General features: G+C 72.7%; 10 protein-coding genes, 3 pseudogenes and 1 riboswitch. Of the genes and pseudogenes, 7 read left to right on the forward strand and 6 right to left on the reverse strand.

Annotated features, from left to right (window positions below):
• Window positions 1-129: 129 nt before the first annotated feature.
• The gene (gene rocD, locus IHE55_RS17770) at window positions 130-1,335 is read right to left on the reverse strand and encodes an ornithine--oxo-acid transaminase (protein WP_197989917.1); all 1,206 of its coding nucleotides are present in this window, start codon (window positions 1,333-1,335) and stop codon (window positions 130-132) included.
• A 163-nt stretch (window positions 1,336-1,498) separates the two neighbouring features.
• A riboswitch (ZMP/ZTP riboswitch) is annotated at window positions 1,499-1,592 on the forward strand.
• 40 nt (window positions 1,593-1,632) lie between these two features.
• Between rocD and glyA the strand changes: the two are divergent.
• The 4 genes and pseudogenes from glyA to IHE55_RS17790 form a co-directional block, all read left to right on the forward strand.
• Window positions 1,633-2,832, forward strand: a pseudogene (gene glyA / locus IHE55_RS17775) (serine hydroxymethyltransferase); the annotation flags it as partial.
• A 254-nt stretch (window positions 2,833-3,086) separates the two neighbouring features.
• Window positions 3,087-4,151 (forward strand): tryptophan--tRNA ligase, encoded by a 1,065-nt coding sequence (gene trpS / locus IHE55_RS17780; RefSeq protein WP_197989918.1) that lies wholly within the window; start codon window positions 3,087-3,089, stop codon window positions 4,149-4,151.
• 211 nt (window positions 4,152-4,362) lie between these two features.
• The gene (locus tag IHE55_RS17785) at window positions 4,363-4,950 is read left to right on the forward strand and encodes a 2'-5' RNA ligase family protein (protein WP_197989919.1); all 588 of its coding nucleotides are present in this window, start codon (window positions 4,363-4,365) and stop codon (window positions 4,948-4,950) included.
• 180 nt (window positions 4,951-5,130) lie between these two features.
• A pseudogene (locus IHE55_RS17790) lies at window positions 5,131-6,006 on the forward strand (YihY/virulence factor BrkB family protein); the annotation flags it as partial.
• Window positions 6,007-6,304: 298 nt separating this feature from the next.
• Here the strand turns inward: IHE55_RS17790 and IHE55_RS17795 are convergent.
• Complete coding sequence (locus IHE55_RS17795; protein ID WP_372442768.1) at window positions 6,305-7,609, reverse strand: D-alanyl-D-alanine carboxypeptidase family protein; 1,305 nt, start codon at window positions 7,607-7,609, stop codon at window positions 6,305-6,307.
• Between the two features lie 94 nt (window positions 7,610-7,703).
• Here IHE55_RS17795 and IHE55_RS31455 point away from each other — a divergent pair, with 94 nt between their 5' ends.
• The 3 genes and pseudogenes from IHE55_RS31455 to IHE55_RS17805 all read left to right on the forward strand — a co-directional run bounded on the left by IHE55_RS31455 (window position 7,704) and on the right by IHE55_RS17805 (window position 11,621).
• Window positions 7,704-8,018 carry an SCO4848 family membrane protein gene (locus IHE55_RS31455; protein ID WP_232265607.1) on the forward strand — a complete coding sequence of 105 codons (315 nt, stop codon included), beginning with the start codon at window positions 7,704-7,706 and terminating at the stop codon, window positions 8,016-8,018.
• A gap of 42 nt (window positions 8,019-8,060) precedes the next feature.
• Window positions 8,061-9,625, forward strand: a pseudogene (locus tag IHE55_RS17800) (metallophosphoesterase).
• 442 nt (window positions 9,626-10,067) lie between these two features.
• A complete protein-coding gene (locus IHE55_RS17805) occupies window positions 10,068-11,621 on the forward strand; it encodes an ABC transporter substrate-binding protein (protein ID WP_197989922.1) in 1,554 nt (517 codons plus the stop codon).
• A 461-nt stretch (window positions 11,622-12,082) separates the two neighbouring features.
• On the opposite strand, the gene IHE55_RS17810 is transcribed toward IHE55_RS17805, so the two are convergent.
• The 4 genes from IHE55_RS17810 to sdhC are packed head-to-tail and all read right to left on the reverse strand — an operon-like array spanning window position 12,083 to window position 15,512.
• On the reverse strand, window positions 12,083-12,856 hold the full coding sequence (locus IHE55_RS17810; RefSeq protein WP_197989923.1) for a succinate dehydrogenase iron-sulfur subunit: 774 nt from the start codon (window positions 12,854-12,856) through the stop codon (window positions 12,083-12,085).
• Window positions 12,856-14,610, reverse strand: coding sequence for a succinate dehydrogenase flavoprotein subunit (sdhA, locus tag IHE55_RS17815; protein WP_197989924.1), 1,755 nt, complete (start codon window positions 14,608-14,610; stop codon window positions 12,856-12,858). Before sdhA ends, IHE55_RS17810 begins: the two co-directional genes overlap by 1 nt.
• Window positions 14,611-14,643: 33 nt before the next feature.
• Entirely contained in the window at window positions 14,644-15,129 is a 486-nt protein-coding gene (locus IHE55_RS17820) for a succinate dehydrogenase hydrophobic membrane anchor subunit (protein WP_197989925.1), read from the reverse strand.
• A 2-nt stretch (window positions 15,130-15,131) separates the two neighbouring features.
• Window positions 15,132-15,512 carry a succinate dehydrogenase, cytochrome b556 subunit gene (gene sdhC / locus IHE55_RS17825; protein WP_197989926.1) on the reverse strand — a complete coding sequence of 127 codons (381 nt, stop codon included), beginning with the start codon at window positions 15,510-15,512 and terminating at the stop codon, window positions 15,132-15,134.
• Between the last annotated feature and the right edge of the window lie 40 nt (window positions 15,513-15,552).

The following is a 15,552-nucleotide window of genomic DNA, read 5'->3' on the forward strand; positions in this document are numbered from 1 at the left end:
AGGCCGCTACGGACCCGCACCGCCACGGCTCGTACGGACCCGCCGGGGCCCGCGGGTCCGTACGGGTCCCGCCGGGACCCGCGTCACGCCCCGCCGGGACCCGCGGCGGGCCCGTGCCGGAGGGGGCCGTCAGCCGGCGAGTACCTGGCGCAGCTGCTCCAGCCCCCAGTCCAGGTCCTCCTTGGTGATCACCAGCGGCGGCGCGATGCGGATCGTGCTGCCGTGGGTGTCCTTCACCAGCACCCGCCGGTCCATCAGCCGCCGGGACACCTCCCGGCCGGTGCCGTGCGCCGGGTCGATGTCCACGCCCGCCCACAGACCGCGGCCGCGCACCGCCCGTACGGCCCCGCCGCCGGCCAGCAGGTTCAGCTCGCGGTGCAGGTGGTCACCGAGTTCGGCGGCCCGCCGCTGGTACTCGCCGGTCCGCAGCATCGCGATCACCTCCAGCGCGACGGCGCAGGCCAGCGGGTTGCCGCCGAAGGTGGACCCGTGCTCGCCGGGCCGGTACACGCCCAGCACCTCGCGGGTGGAGACCACCGCGGAGACCGGTACCACACCGCCGCCCAGCGCCTTGCCGAGCACGTACATGTCGGGGACGACGTCCTCGTGCTCACAGGCGAAGGTCCTGCCGGTACGGCCCAGACCCGCCTGGATCTCGTCCGCGATGAAGAGGATGTTCCGGGCCCGGGTGGCCTCCCGCACCCCCGCCAGATAGCCGGGCGGCGGCACCAGGACGCCCGCCTCGCCCTGGATCGGCTCCAGCAGCACCGCGACGGTGTGCTCGTCCAGGGCCGCCTCCAGCGCCGCGAGGTCCCCGTAGGGGACGATCTCGAACCCGGGGGTGTACGGGCCGAAGTCCGCCCGGGCCTCGGGGTCGGTGGAGAAGCTGACGACGGTCGTGGTGCGGCCGTGGAAGTTGTTGTCCGCGACGACGATCTTCGCCTTGCCGTCCGGGACGCCCTTGACCCGGTAGCCCCACTTGCGGGCCGTCTTCACGGCCGTCTCCACCGCCTCCGCGCCGGTGTTCATCGGCAGCACCATCTCCATGCCGCACAGCTCGGCCAGCTGGGTGCAGAAGTCGGCGAACCGGTCGTGGTGGAACGCCCGGGAGGTCAGGGTGACGCGCTCCAGCTGCGCCTTGGCGGCGTCGATCAGCCGCCGGTTGCCGTGACCGAAGTTGAGGGCGGAGTAGCCGGCCAGCATGTCGAGGTAGCGGTTCCCCTCGACATCCGTCATCCACGCGCCCTCGGCGGTCGCGACCACCACCGGCAGGGGGTGGTAGTTGTGCGCGCTATGGGCCTCGGCTGCTGCGATCGCCCGTTCCGTTGACGTCACCGTGTGCTCCGTTCGGTCTCGCGGCTGACTTGGGGCCATTTCTATCGCCGCTCGGCCGAAATGCGAAGAGACCTTTCAGCTTCGGCGGTGTCCGGCCCCCGGTGTTCCTTCCCACCCACACCCCGCCGGGCGGCGGGGGCGGCGCGGGCCGCCGTAGACTGGCGCCGCGCGCCGTGACTGGCGAACGTGGAACCGACCACGAGGAAGCGGCGCGCGGCACGACCCCCACGAGGTGTCGCCCCGCCTGGGCACCCCGGGAACACGACCGGACACCAGCCGATCGCCCCGGAGGACGACATGACGCTGCCCCATCCCCACCGCCACCCCGCGCTGACCGCCACCGACCCCGAACTCGCCGCCCTGGTCGGAGAGGAAGAGCGGTTGCAGGCCACCACGCTGCGCATGATCGCCAGCGAGAACTACGTCTCCCGGGCCGTCCTCGAAGCCGGCGGCACGGTGCTCCAGAACAAGTACAGCGAGGGCTACCCGGGCCGCCGCTACTACGAGGGCCAGCAGGTCATCGACCGCGTCGAGGGCCTGGCGGTGCGGCGCGCCAAGGAGCTGTTCGGCACCGGCCACGCCAATGTCCAGCCCTACTCCGGCTCCCCCGCCAACCTCGCCTGCTACCTCGCCTTCGCCGCGCCCGGCGACACCGTGATGGGGATGTCGCTGCCGATGGGCGGCCACCTCACCCACGGCTGGGGGGTCTCGGCCACCGGCACGTGGTTCCGCGGCGTCCGGTACGGGGTGCGCCAGGACACCGGCGTGGTGGACTTCGACGAGGTCCGCGACATCGCCCGCCGGGAGCGCCCCAAGCTGATCTTCTGCGGCGGCACCGCGGTACCCCGGACCATCGACTTCGCGGCCTTCGGCGAGATCGCCCGGGAGGTGGGCGCGGTGCTGGTGGCGGACATCGCGCACATCGCCGGGCTGATCGCGGGCGGCGCCCACCCGTCCCCCGTGCCGCACGCGGATGTGATCTCCACCACCACCCACAAGACGCTCCGCGGCCCGCGCGGCGCCATGCTCCTCGCCCGGGAGCCGGAGAACCTGGGCAAGGCGGTGGACAAGGCGGTCTTCCCCGGACTCCAGGGCGGCCCGCACAACCAGACCACCGCCGCCATCGCGGTGGCCCTGCACGAGGCCGCCCAGCCCGCGTTCCGCGACTACGCGCACGCCGTGGTGGCCAACGCCAGGGCGCTCGCCGAGGCGCTGCTGGCCCGCGGCTTCGACCTGGTGTCCGGCGGCACCGACAACCACCTGGTGCTGATGGACCTCACGCCCAAGGAGGTGCCGGGCAAGGTCGCCGCCAAGGCCCTGGACCGGGCCGGGATCGTCGTCAACTACAACACCGTGCCCTTCGACCCGCGCAAGCCCTTCGACCCGTCCGGCATCCGGCTGGGCACCCCCGCGCTCACCTCCCGGGGACTGCGCACCGAGCACATGGCGACGGTCGCGGAGTGGATCGACCGCGGGGTGGGCGCGGCCCGTACCGGGGACGAGGAGACGCTGGCGAAGATCCGGGCCGAGGTCACCGAGCTGATGGCCGCCCACCCGGCCCCCCGGGCTGCCCACCGCCGGCGACTGACCCGCCCGGCGCCCGCCCCCACCGGGCCGGCCCCCCCTCACCGGCACCGGCCGGTGAGGGGCGGGCGCCGGGTTCCCGGGGCCCGCGAGGGGTGCGGGCAACCGGGGCCCGGGCGGGGCGGGCCCGGGGCGAGGCCGCCGGGGAACCTGAGACAATGGGCGGCATGGCCCTTGACCAGCCCGTCACCCACCAGCACCCGCAGGGGAACGGCACCGCCGCGCCGTCCCGGCCCCGCGCGCTCTCCGGCATCCAGCCGACCGCGGGCTCCTTCCACCTCGGGAACTACCTCGGTGCCATCCGGCAGTACGTCGCCCTGCAGGAGAGCCACGACGCCTTCTACATGGTCGTGGACCTGCACGCGATCACCGTGCCGCAGGACCCGGCGACCCTGCGCGAGAACACCAGGGTCGCGGCGGCCCAGCTGCTGGCGGCCGGGCTGGACCCGGACCGCTGCACGCTGTTCGTCCAGAGCCACGTGCCCGAGCACGCGCAGCTCGGCTGGGTGATGAACTGCCTGACGGGCTTCGGCGAGGCGTCCCGGATGACCCAGTTCAAGGACAAGTCCGCCCGGCACGGCGCGGACCGCACCACCGTGGGCCTGTTCACCTACCCGGTGCTCCAGGTCGCCGACATCCTGCTCTACCAGGCCAACCACGTGCCGGTGGGCGAGGACCAGCGGCAGCACGTGGAGCTCACCCGCGACCTCGCGGAGCGCTTCAACGGCCGCTTCGGCGACACCTTCGCCATCCCGGACGCGTACATCGTCAAGGAGACCGGGAAGATCTACGACCTCCAGGACCCGACGATCAAGATGAGCAAGTCGGCGTCCACGCCGAAGGGCATCATCAACCTGCTCGACGAGCCCAAGGTCTCCGCCAAGAAGATCAAGAGCGCGGTCACCGACACCGGGACCGAGATCCGCTTCGACGAGGAGAACAAGCCGGGCGTCAGCAACCTGCTGACCATCTACGCCACGCTCACCGGCACCACCATCGCGGAGCTGGAGGCGAAGTACCAGGGCAAGGGGTACGGTGCGCTGAAGACCGACCTCGCCGAGGTGATGGCCGAGTGGGTGGCCCCGTTCCGCGACCGGACCCGGGAATACCTGGACGACCCCGCGATGCTGGACAAGGTTCTGGCCCAGGGCGCCGAGAAGGCCCGCGCGGTCGCCGGGGAGACGCTGGCGCTCGCCTACGACAAGATCGGCTTCCTGCCGGCGAAGCGCTGACCAGGGCTGCCGCCCGGTGGCCCGGGCCCGGTGGGGGCCGGGCCGCGGGCCGGGCGGCGGCGGGATGCGTACCGGACCGTGGCGGCGCCGCCCGGCGGCCGGGGCCGGTACGCGACCTACGGCGGCGACTGGCCGCCGGGGCGGCGCAGCCGCCACACTGACACGGGGTGCAACAGCGGAGCCCGACCGGGCCACCAGGAGGGAGATCGCAGTGGGGACCGTGACGCTCGGCGTTTCGATTTCGGTCCCGGAGCCGTACGGCAGCTTCCTTCAGGAGCGGCGCGCCGGCTTCGGGGACCCCGCCGCACACGGCATTCCCACGCACGTCACCCTGCTGCCGCCCACCGAGGTGGAGGCGGCGAGGGTGCCCGCCGTGGAGAGCTACCTCGCCACGGTGGCGGCGGCCGGCCGGCCCTTCCTGATGCGGCTGCGCGGCACCGACACCTTCCGCCCGCTCTCCCCGGTGGTCTACGTCCGGGTCGTCGAGGGCGCCGAGGAGTGCACCGCGCTCCAGGCGCGGGTCCGCGAGGCGTCCGGACCGTGCGCCCGGGAGCTGCAGTTCCCGTACCACCCGCACGTGACCGTGGCGCACGGCATCTCCGAGGAGGCGATGGACCGGGCGCAGCGGGAGCTGCGGGACTTCGAGGCCGCCTGGACCATCGGCGGGTTCGCGCTCTACGAGCAGGGCGCGGACGGCGTCTGGCGGCTGGACCGTGAATACCCTTTCGGGGCCGGGGGCGGCGCGGCCGGCGTCCCGCGGCAGACGAACCTGGCCCGGCCGCCGGCCCCCTCGGTCTGAACCCCGCCTGACGCCCGGACCCCGCACCGCGGGGCCGCGCCCCCGCCCGGACCCCGCTGCCCGGCGGGTCGGTGGCCGGGCGCGGCCCGGCCGGGCGGTCCGGTCCGGCGTACGGTGGCCGACCGGGTGGCGGTCCGGCGTGAAAGGCATGAAGCGCGGCGAAACGGTAAGGCCCCGACCATGGACTGGTTGACCCGGTTGCCGGTGGTCGGGCCCGTCGCGGCCCGGCTGATGCGGACACACGTCTGGCGCAGTTACGAGACGCTGGACCGGGTGCACTGGACCCGGCTGGCCGCGGCGATCACGTTCATCAGCTTCCTGGCGCTCTTCCCGCTCATCACGGTCGCCGCGGCCGTCGGCGCGGCGGTGCTCAGCGACCGCCGGATGGCCGAGCTGGAGCGGAAGGTCGCCGAACAGATCCCCGGCATCTCCGGCCAGATCGACCTCAGCGGTCTGGTGGAGAACGCGGCCACCGTCAGCTCGGTCGCCGGTGCCCTGCTGCTGCTCACCGGCATCGGCTGGGTCGGGTCGCTGCGCGAGTGCCTGCGGGCGGTGTGGGAGCTGGAGGAGGACCCCGGCAACCCGGTGGCGCGCAAGGCGAAGGACGCGGTGGTGCTGATCGGCCTCGGCGGGGTCGCGCTCAGCTCGCTGGCGGTCTCCGCGTTCGCCGTCACCGCGGTGGACCGGGCCGCCGGCCACCTCGGCCTGGCCGGGGACGGCCCGGGCGGCTGGCTGCTGCGGATCGCCGCCTTCGCCGCCGCGGTCGCCGCCGACGTGCTGCTGCTGGGGTACGTGCTCACCCTGCTGCCCGGGGTGCACCCGCCCCGCCGGACGGTGGTCACCGCCGCGCTGATCGGCGCGATCGGCTTCGAGCTGCTGAAGATCCTGCTCAGCAGCTATCTCCAGGGGGTCGCGGCGAAGAGCATGTACGGGGCGTTCGGGGTGCCCATCGCCCTGCTGCTGTGGATCAACCTGACCGCGAAGCTGACGCTGTTCTGCGCGGCGTGGACGGCCACCGGCGACCATCGCCGGGCCGCGGGCGAGACGCCGGCCCCCCGCCCCCCGCCCCCCGCTGCCCCTGCCCCCCGATGTTGCTGCCGCCGCCACCCCCGGCGCCACCGCTTCCTCCGCCGCCCCCGCCGCCTCCTCCGCTTCGGGCGGCGCCGCCGTCCCCGGCGCCCCCGGCGCTCCCGCCGTCCTGGCCGAGGCACCGCCCGACCGGGCCCCCGGCCGTCTCCGGCGGGCCACCGGCCGGCCGGCCGGAGCAGGGCCGGGAACGGGGGGCCGGCGCGGGAGGCGGAGCCGGGGGAGCGGGGCGAGCGGGAGCCGGAGCGCGAGCGGGACGGTGACGGGGTCAGCCCCCGTCCGTGTCCCGGCGCCGCACCGCCGCCGGCAGCGGATGACGGCGCCGCACCGCGTACACCCCCGCCCCCACGACCACCAGAGCCCCGGCCGTGACCCCGGCGGCCGTCCACACCCCGTCGCCGGAGTCCGGCCCGGAGTCCGCCCGCGCCGCAGTGGCGGTGGTGCCCACGGTGTGCCGGGGACCGGTGTTCCGCCCGCCCGCCGGCTGCGGGTTCTTCGCGTCCTTCGCCCCGGCGGCGCCCGGCGCCACCAGGGTGCCCACCGGATCGACCGAGCCGGCCGCGGCGAAGCCCCAGTCGAAGAGCAGCGCGGTCTCCTTGTAGACCTGGTACGCCTCCTTCTTCGCCGGGTTCATCACCGTCACCAGCAGCTCCCGGTTCCCCCGCTTGGCGACCCCGGTGAAGGTGTTGCCCGCGTTGGTGGTGCTGCCGTTCTTCACCCCGCCGATGCCCCGGTAGGCGGGCACGCCGGCGCCGGTCAGCAGCCGGTTGGTGTTCTGGATGGCGAAGTACTCGCGCTCCGGCCTCTTGCCCCGCTTCGCCCCCTTGCCCGGCTTCTTCACCAGCCCCGGGAACCGTGCGACGGCGGTCGAGCAGTACTCCCGGAAGTCCGCCCGGCGCAGCCCGGCGCGGGCGAACAGCGTCAGGTCGTACGCCGAGCTGACCTGGCCCTTCTCGTCGTAACCGTCGGGGCTGACGACCTGGGTGTCCAGGGCGTTCAGCTCCCTGGCGTGCGCCTGCATGTCCCGTACGGTCCGCTCCTTGCCGCCGTTCATCGCGGAGAGCACGTGGACCGCGTCGTTCCCGGACTTCAGGAAGACGCCCAGCCACAGGTCGTGCACCGAGTAGCTCAGGTGCTCCTTGATGCCGACCAGGCTGCTGCCCTCACCGATGCCCGCCAGGTCCGAGGGCCGCACCGTGTGCACCCGGTCCTTGGGGAACCGGGGCAGCAGGGTGTCGGCGAAGAGCATCTTCAGGGTGCTGGCCGGGGCCAGCCGCCAGTGCGCGTTGTGCGCGGCGAGCACCTCGCCGGTGGTGGCGTCCGCGACCAGCCAGGACCGCCCGGACAGGCCCTTGGGCAGCGCCGGGGCGCCCGGGCGCGGTGCCACCTGGGTGCCGGGGCGGCCGAGCCGCTCCCCGCCGACCGTGGACATCTTCACCGGCGGTTCCGGTTCGGCCCGCGGGGCGCCGGAGGGGCCGGCGGCGTGGGCCGGGGCCGCACCGAGCAGCAGGGAGACGGCGACCGTCAGGGCCGCGGCGCTCGCGACCGAAGGTGAGGGCTTGGACACGGGGATGAACGTACCGTCAGATGCTCGGTGTACGGCAGGTGCCCCGGCGGAACGCGACCCGGCCGGACGCATGGTTCGCCCGGTCCGCATACTGGAAACCATGCTCCACACCCGTAAGGGCGCCCCCGGCACCCCCGCCCGTTCCCTCCCGGTCGTGACCAGCCGCCCGGTGGCCTGGTTCCTGCTCGCTTTCGGGGTGTGGAGCTGGTTCATCTGGATCACCTTCGTCAAGAACCTCTGGCAGGACGGCAGCGGGCTCGCCTTCGACGACGCCGGGGACCCCACCGGGTACTTCTGGGTGCACCTGCTGCTCGCGATCACCTCGTTTCTCCTGGGGACGGCCATCGGAGTGATCGGGTTGCGCGCGCTGCGGGCCCTCGGGCGGAACGATCACCCCGCCCCGCACGTCGAGTAGGCAGCAGCAGCCGTACGACGTGACGTCGCAAGGGGAGCCCCGGTGATCGCGGTCTTCGTATCCATCGCAGTGGCCGTGATCGGCCTGCTCGCCGGGGTGCACTGGTACCTGTGGCGACGGCTGGTCCGGGACACCACCGCGCCCGGCGGGCGGGCCCGCCGGGCGGGCACCGCGGCGGCGTTCGCGCTGCCGCTGACGAGCATCGCGGCCCTGGTCAGCGGGCGGGCCGGGGCGCCGTTCACGATGCAGCGGGTGCTGGCCTGGCCGGGCTACCTGTGGCTCGCCATGGTCCTCTACCTGACGCTGGCGCTGCTGGTGGGGGAGGCGGTGCGCCCGCTGCTGCTCCGCGGACTCGCCCGGCGCGACCGGCGCCGCGCGTCCGCCGCCGGGACGGACGCCGCCGGTACGGACGCCACTGGCACGGACGCCACTGGCACGGACACCGCCGGTACGGGGGCAGCCGGGACGGAGTCCGCCGGCCGGGACACCGCCTCGCCCGCCGCCACGCCCGCGCCCACCGCGCCGGCCACCGCCGGGTCCGCCACGGTGGAGGGTCCGAGCGGTGCGACGGCCGGGGCCGAGCCGGCCGGGGCCGAGCCGGCCGGGGCCGCACCCACCGGGACCGCGCCCGCCGCAGCGGCCGGGTCAGGGTCGGCCGGGGCGCCGGACCACGCCCCCGGCACCACGGCCCCCCGCCCCCGATGACCCGGCCCCCGGCACCCCCTGCCGGGGAACCGGCCCCCGCCGACGACCGGTCCCGGGCCGGTTCCGGGCCGGCGGACCCCGCGCGCCGGCTCTTCGTGGCGCGGACGGTGGCGGTGGGCGCCACGGCCGTGGCCGCCGGCACCGTGGGGTACGGCATGTACACCGTGCTCAGCGGCCCCCGGCTGAAGCGGGTCACCGTACCGCTGGCCCGGCTGCCGCGTGCCGCGCACCGGTTCCGGATCGCCGTGGTCAGCGACATCCACCTGGGCCCCATCCTCGGCCGCGCCCACACCCGCCGGATCGTGGACACCATCAACCGGACCGACCCCGACCTGGTGGCCGTGGTCGGCGACCTGGTGGACGGCAGCGTGGCGGACCTGGGCCCGGCCGCCGAGCCGCTGCGCGACCTGCGCTCCCGGCACGGCTCGTACTTCGTCACCGGCAACCACGAGTACTTCTCCGGCGCCGAGGAGTGGGTGGCGCACGTCCGGGAGCTGGGCCTGCACCCGCTGGAGAACGCCCGTACCGAGCTGCCGTGGTTCGACCTGGCCGGCGTCAACGACATCAGCGGCGAGGACGACGGCCAGGGGCCGGACTACGAACGGGCGCTCGGCGACCGCGACCCGGCGCGCGCCTCGGTACTCCTGGCCCACCAGCCGGTGATGATCCACGAGGCCGTGAAGCACGGGGTGGACCTGCAACTGTCCGGCCACAGCCACGGCGGGCAGATGTGGCCCGGCGAGTACATCGCGGCGCTCGCCAACCCCACCGTCGCCGGGCTGGAGCGGTACGGCGACACCCAGCTGTACGTCACCCGCGGCGCCGGCGCCTGGGGACCGCCGGTCCGGGTGGGCGCGCCCCCGGACATCACGGTGATCGAGCTGGCCGCCACCTCGGCCTGACCCGGCCGCGCCCCGGCCCGGCCGTGCCACTTCCCCGGCGGCATCCCCGGCGGTACCGCTCGGCACCGCGGCCCGGCCGCACCCTTCGCCGCCCCCCGGCACCGCCGGCCGCCCCGGGCGGTCTCCCGGAACCCTCGGTACCCCCGGGTAGCCCTCTGCGCCGTCGTCCCGACCCTTGCGCGAACCCTCTATCATGCCCGCGTACTCTCAGGGCCAACCCTGCTCGACCCCCGCGCCGGTCCGGGAGTTGCCCCCGCATCGCCGCGTGGGACCCGTGAATCTGCAGGACGAGACGTGATGTTCCGGGACACAAGATGTCATCGATCCCCCGCAAGTGATGACGGAAACCCGGTCCCTATGGTTGGGTGCTGAACATCACTTGAACGGGCGTACGAGTGCGGTCGTACGTCCGCGGTGCCTTGTGTGCCGGAGGGGACGCAGTATGCGCAAGGGAATACGGATCGCCATCGGGTGTGCCGTCGTGGCGGCGGTCGGAGCAGGCGGTCTGACACTCATGTCCTCCTCCGAGGAGGAGGCCGAACCGATCAGGGTCGGTGCCGTCGAGGTGGTGACCGGGCTCGACCCGGCCGGTGTCTACGACAGCGGCTCGTGGTCGCTGTTCAGCAACGTCTACCAGTCACTGATGACCTTCCGCCCGGGGTCCCTGCAGCCGGTTCCGGACGCCGCGTCCTCCTGCGGCTTCGAGGGCAACGGGCTGACCACGTACGTCTGCACGCTCCGCGACGACGTGAGCTTCTCCGACGGCCGGGAGATGACCGCCCAGGACGTGAAGTTCTCCTTCGACCGCATCCGGGCCATCAAGGACGACCAGGGCCCGCACACCCTGCTCAGCACCCTGAAGAAGGTCCGTACCGAGGGCGACCGGAAGGTCGTCTTCGAACTCTCCACCCCGGACGCCACCTTCCCGTACAAGATCGCCACCGGTGCCGGGTCGATCGTGGACAGCAAGACCTACCCCGCCGACCGGCTGCGCACCGACGACAAGGTCAGCGGCTCCGGCCCGTACGTCCTGGCGGCGTACAAGAAGGGCGAGTCGGCCGAGCTGCGCCCCAACGACAAGTACCGGGGCGCGGCCGGCACCGGCGGCCCGGTGAACCTCCGCTACTTCACCTCCGCCGCCGCGGTCAGCAGCGCGTGGAAGAAGAAGGAGGTGGACGTGGTCAGCGGCGGCATGCCGCCCAAGGAGCTGGCGGACATCAACCCGGCGGACCCGGACACCAAGGTCGTGGAGAGCGCCGCGGCGAACGCCCGTACCCTCGTGCTGGACCAGATGGCCAAGGACAGCCCGGTCAAGGAGAAGGCGGTCCGGCGGGCGCTGGCCGCCGTGCTCGACCGGGACGCCATCTCCCGGGACGTGTACGCCCGCACCGTGGACCCGCTGTACTCGCTCATCCCCCAGGGGGTGAACGGCCACAAGACCCCGTTCCACGACAGCTACCCCAAGCCGGACCCCGACCGGGCCCGCGAGATGCTCACCGAGGCCGGGCTGACCGAACCGGTGAAGCTCACCATCGGACACGCCAAGGGCACCATGAACGAGGCCGAGGCGAAGCTGATCCAGCGCCAGCTGAACGCCACCGGGCTGTTCGAGGTGAAGCTGCGGGGCAGCGACTTCGCGGTCTTCCAGGAGAACATCAGCGCCCACGCCTTCGACGCGTTCCTGATCAGCTGGGTGGCCGACTACCCCGACCCGGACACCTTCACCACGCCGCTGGTGGGCCCGGACCCGGTCTGGCGGAACGGCTACAAGAGCAAGCAGATCCAGAGCCTGATCGAGCGGACGCAGGAGGAGCCCAAGCGGGAGCGGACCGCGGAGGACTTCCGCACCGTCCAGCAGATCGTCGCCGACGACGTGCCGATCATCCCGCTGTGGCAGCAGAAGGACTACGTGCTGAGCAGCAACGAGGTCTCCGGCACGGAGTACCTGTCGGACGGCACCAACCTGTGGCGGCTCTGGCGGCTCAACCGCATCTGACCGCCCTGCTCCCGGGGTGGCCCCGCCCGGCCACCCCGGGGCCTCCAGGGCCCTGGCCCCGGGGGACTCCCAAGGCCTCACGGTCCCGGGCCCACGCCGCCGGGGCCCGCCGAGCGCCCCCACGGCCCCGAGCCCCGCAGGGTCCCGCGGACACCTTTCCGCGGGACCCTGCGGGACTCTCCCGTACCCGTCCCCGGGGGCCGGCCCCCGGCCGGCCGTACCCCGACGGCCGCCGGCAGCCGGCGCGTACCACACCCCACCACACCGCGGGACGCAGCACCTCTCCGCCGCAACCACACCGCGGGACGCCGCGCCGCGGGGCACCGCACCGCACCCCGGCCCCCTGCCCGTAACGGCGAAGAGCCCGCCCCCGGACAGGGGGCGGGCTCTTCGCCGTTACGGGGCCGGCGTCCGCCGCCGGGCGGACACCGCGGGCCGGGCCGGCCCGGTGGCCGCCGGGATCAGAAGCGCCGCGTGATCAGCGCGCGCTTCACCTCCTGGATGGCCTTGGTGACCTCGATGCCGCGCGGGCACGCGTCGGTGCAGTTGAAGGTGGTGCGGCAGCGCCACACACCGTTGTTGTCGTTGAGGATCTCCAGCCGCTGCTCCGCCGCCTCGTCACGCGAGTCGAAGATGAAGCGGTGCGCGTTGACGATCGCCGCCGGGCCGAAGTACTGGCCGTCGTTCCAGAACACCGGGCAGGACGAGGTGCACGCGGCGCACAGGATGCACTTGGTGGTGTCGTCGAAGCGCTCCCGGTCCTCCGCCGACTGCAGACGCTCGCGCGTCGGCTCGTTGCCGGAGGTGATCAGGAACGGCATCACGTCGCGGTACGCCTGGAAGAACGGCTCCATGTCCACGACGAGGTCCTTCAGGACCGTCATGCCCTTGATGGCCTCGACCGTGATCGGCTTGTGCGGGTTGACGTCCTTGATCAGCGTCTTGCACGCCAGCCGGTTCCGGCCGTTGATCCGCATGGCGTCCGAACCGCAGATGCCGTGCGCGCAGGAGCGCCGGAAGGTCAGCGAACCGTCCAGGTCCCACTTGATCTTGTGCAGGGCGTCGAGGACCCGCTCCTTGGGGTCGATCTCGATCTGGAAGTCCTGCCAGGTCGACTCGTCCGAGACCTCCGGGTTGAACCGGCGGATGCGGAAGGTCACCGTGATGTACGGCGAGGCCGCGGCGCCCTGGGGCGCGGCGCCCGCGGTCTTGTCGAGCGTTGCTGCGGTGCTCATCAGTACTTGCGCTCCATCGGCTGGTAGCGGGTCTGGACGACCGGCTTGTAATCGAGCCGGATGGACTCCGAGCCGTCCGCGCCCACCTCGCGGTACGCCATGGTGTGCCGCATGAAGTTGACGTCGTCGCGGTTGGGGAAGTCCTCGCGGTAGTGACCACCGCGCGATTCCTTGCGGGCGAGGGCGGACACCGCCATGACCTCCGCGAGGTCGAGCAGGTTGCCCAGCTCGATGGCCTCCAGCAGGTCGGTGTTGAACCGCTTGCCCTTGTCCTGGACGGACACGTTCTTGTAGCGCTCGCGCAGCTCGCCGATCTTCTCGACCGCGGTCTTGATGGTCTGCTCGGTGCGGAACACCATGACGTTGGCGTCCATGGTCTCCTGCAGCTCGCGGCGGAGCTCGGCCACCCGCTCGTTGCCGGTGGACTCGCGCAGCCGCTCCACCTGCTCGCGGACCAGGGCCGCCGGGTCCTCGGGCAGCTCGACGTAGTCGGCCTTGGAGGCGTACTCGGCGGCGGCGATGCCGGCCCGGCGCCCGAAGACGTTGATGTCCAGCAGCGAGTTGGTGCCCAGGCGGTTGGCGCCGTGCACCGACACGCAGGCGACCTCGCCGGCGGCGTACAGGCCCGGCACCACCGTGGTGTTGTCGGCCAGCACCTCGCCCTCGACGTTGGTCGGGATGCCGCCCATCGCGTAGTGCGCGGTCGGCTGGATCGGGATCGGGTCGGTGTACGGCTCGATGCCCAGGTAGGTCCGCGCGAACTCGGTGATGTCCGGCAGCTTGGCGTCCAGCTGCTCCGGCGGCAGGTGGGTGAGGTCGAGGTAGACGTGGTCGCCCTCGGGACCGCAGCCCCGGCCCTCGCGGATCTCGGTGTAGATGGAGCGCGAGACGACGTCGCGGGAGGCGAGGTCCTTCATGACCGGCGCGTACTTCTCCATGAAGCGCTCGCCGTCCTTGTTGCGGAGGATGCCGCCCTCACCGCGGGCGCCCTCGGTGAGCAGGATGCCCATGCGCCAGATGCCGGTCGGGTGGAACTGGAAGAACTCCATGTCCTCCAGCGGCAGGCCCCGGCGGAAGACGGCGGCCTGGCCGTCCCCGGTGAGGGTGTGCGCGTTGGAGGTGACCTTGAAGAACTTGCCGCAGCCGCCGGAGGCGTAGATGACCGCCTTGGCCTGGAAGATGTGCAGCTCGCCGGTGGCCAGCTCGTAGGCGACCACACCGGCGGACTTCTTGACGCCGTCCACCTCGGTGATCAGCTGGTCCAGGACGTAGAACTCGTTGAAGAACTCCACGCCCTCCTTGACGCAGTTCTGGTACAGCGTCTGGAGGATCATGTGGCCGGTGCGGTCCGCGGCGTAGCAGGACCGGCGGACCGGGGCCTCGCCGTGGTTGCGGCTGTGGCCGCCGAAGCGGCGCTGGTCGATGGTGCCGTCCGGGGTCCGGTTGAACGGCAGGCCCATCTTCTCCAGGTCCAGGACGGAGTCGATGGCCTCCTTCGCCAGGATCTCGGCGGCGTCCTGGTCGACCAGGTAGTCACCGCCCTTGACCGTGTCGAAGGTGTGCCACTCCCAGTTGTCCTCCTCGACGTTGGCGAGGGCCGCGGCCATGCCGCCCTGGGCGGCGCCGGTGTGGGAGCGGGTCGGGTAGAGCTTGGTCAGCACCGCGGTGCGGCTGCGCTTCGTCGCCTCGATGGCGGCGCGCATGCCGGCGCCGCCGGCTCCGACGATGACGGTGTCGTACTTGTGGATCTTCATGAATGGGTACCTCGGTCCCTGGAATCCAAACGCCTAGCGGATGTTCGGGTCGAAGGTGAAGATCACCAGCGTGCCCAGCAGGATGGTGAAGGCCGCCGCGGTGTACAGCAGCGCCTTCAGCCACAGGCGGGTGGAGTCCCGCTCCGCGTAGTCGTTGATCACCGTGCGCAGGCCGTTCGCGCCGTGCAGCGTGGCCAGCCACAGCATGAGCAGGTCCCAGGTCTGCCAGAACGGCGAGGCCCAGCGACCGGCGACGAAGGCGAAGCCGATCTTGGTCACGCCACCGTCGACCACCAGCTGGATGATCAGGTGGCCCAGGACCAGGACGACGAGCAGGATGCCGGACAGCCGCATGAACAGCCATCCGTACAGCTCGAAGTTGGTCCGGGTGGCGCGCGGGGTCCTCGCGGTGCGGGCCCGGGGCGGCTCGATGAGCGGCGCCGGGTTGTCCACGTCGTACAGGCTGACCGAGTCGTTCACGGTGTTCACGTCGTTCGCGGGGGTCGTATCGGCGGACATCGTCAGCTCCCGAACAGATCGCGCAGCGTGTGCTGCAGGATCGGGTAGAAGGCCCCGGCCATCAGGACGACCCAGACGCCGACGACGGTCCAGAGCATCTGCTTCTGGTAGCGCGGGCCCTTGGACCAGAAGTCCACGGCGATGACGCGCAGGCCGTTGAGCGCGTGGAAGAGGACGGCGGCGACGAGGCCGTACTCCATCAGGTTGACGATGGGGTTCTTGTACGTCGCGACGACCTCGTCATACGCCTCAGGCGACACACGGACGAGTGAAGTGTCGAGCACGTGTACGAACAGGAAGAAGAAGATGAGGACACCGGTGACTCGATGAGCCACCCAGGACCACATGCCTTCCCGGCCGCGATAAAGCGTTCCAGCCGGCACGGAAAACCCTCCGGGAGCGGGATCGGGGCCTGCCGGCTTC

The organism is Streptomyces pactum, assembly GCF_016031615.1.
GTDB lineage: Bacteria > Actinomycetota > Actinomycetes > Streptomycetales > Streptomycetaceae > Streptomyces > Streptomyces pactus.

Bases quoted from the DNA above. Each gene is read 5' to 3' on its own strand.
- IHE55_RS17810 (WP_197989923.1), bottom strand. From the start codon at position 12,856: ATGAGCACCGCAGCAACGCTCGACAAGACCGCGGGCGCCGCGCCCCAG.
- IHE55_RS31455 (WP_232265607.1), top strand. From the start codon at position 7,704: ATGCTCCACACCCGTAAGGGCGCCCCCGGCACCCCCGCCCGTTCCCTC.
- trpS (WP_197989918.1), top strand. From the start codon at position 3,087: ATGGCCCTTGACCAGCCCGTCACCCACCAGCACCCGCAGGGGAACGGC.
- IHE55_RS17820 (WP_197989925.1), bottom strand. From the start codon at position 15,129: ATGTCCGCCGATACGACCCCCGCGAACGACGTGAACACCGTGAACGAC.
- sdhA (WP_197989924.1), bottom strand. From the start codon at position 14,610: ATGAAGATCCACAAGTACGACACCGTCATCGTCGGAGCCGGCGGCGCC.
- IHE55_RS17805 (WP_197989922.1), top strand. From the start codon at position 10,068: ATGCGCAAGGGAATACGGATCGCCATCGGGTGTGCCGTCGTGGCGGCG.